The organism is Streptomyces cyaneus, assembly GCF_004028635.1.
GTDB classification, from domain to species: domain Bacteria; phylum Actinomycetota; class Actinomycetes; order Streptomycetales; family Streptomycetaceae; genus Streptomyces; species Streptomyces cyaneus.
This window is the reverse complement of the sequence record NZ_RQJW01000035.1, coordinates 1-1,050: the sequence shown is the minus strand read 5'-3', so window position 1 is coordinate 1,050 and position 1,050 is coordinate 1. Positions and strand designations below refer to the sequence as shown.

The window sequence follows — 1,050 nt, the reverse complement described above, 5'->3', positions numbered from 1 at the left end:
GCGATGCGGTTCGAGGAGTACGCCGGCGAGTGGAAGGCCGGCCAGCGGGATCTGGGGCCGGCGTCTGTGGTGCACCTGGATTCGCTGCTGAACATTCATCTGCTGCCGCTGCTGGGCAGCCGGCGGATGAACTCCTTCGACCACAAGGTGGTTGAGGGCTTCCTGCAGACCATGGAGCGTAATGGCATCGGCCTGGCCGCTCAGGTGAACGCCTTCGACAAGCTGAAGGCGATCCTGCTGGACGCGAACCGGCTCGGGCTGTTCGACGACAACCCGGTGGCCGGGGTGAAGCCGCCGCAGTACGACCCCAAGCGGGTGGTGATCCCGTCACCGGAGCAGCTGGGTCAGATACGCACCGCCGGTGACGACAGTTTCCTGCTGGTCGCCGATCTGATGAGCGGGTGCGGCATGCGCAACGGTGAGGCGTTCGCGGTCAACCTCAACAACATCGTCGCCGACGACGTCTACCGCATCACCGAGCAGGTCAACCGGACCACCTGCCAGTACGAGCGTCTCAAGCACCGCAAGGTGGGCGAGTACCGGGACGTGCCCCTGCCCGCGCGGGTGAGGCAGAGCATCGAGTGGTACGCCGCCAAGCACGGCACCGTCGACGGCTACCTGCTGCGCCACCCGAGCGACCCGTCCCGCACGTTCCCGCATTACCACATCGCCAACCAGTGGCAGCGGATCAAGAAGGCCGGTCAGGTCGACATCCCTGATGGGATGGTCGTCTACGGCATGCGGCACTTCTTCGCCTCGAACTGCCTCACGCACGGCATTCCCATCACCGACGTCGCCGAGTGGATGGGCCACAAGACCATCGAGATCACCTTCAAGATCTACCGCCACCTCATGCCCGGCTCCATCAGCAAAGCCGCCAAGGTCCTCAACCTCGACCTCGCCGCATGAAAAGCACGCTCTGGGTGACAGCACGAGCGGTTCAGTCATCGCCAAGCGCGTAGGCCCCGACACTGCCTCAACTACAGCGACGCCGAGGCCGACCACCTGACGCTTAACGGCCGTTTCTGATGGCCAGCGGGGGATGCCGTA

Annotated in this window: 1 protein-coding gene; it reads left to right on the top strand. The window is 64.8% G+C overall.

The annotated features are described in order from the left end of the window. Positions 1 to 909: tyrosine-type recombinase/integrase (locus EHO50_RS43840; protein WP_128437477.1), on the top strand; the 909-nt coding region annotated here is incomplete at its 5' end. Positions 910 to 1,050: the final 141 nt, after the last annotated feature.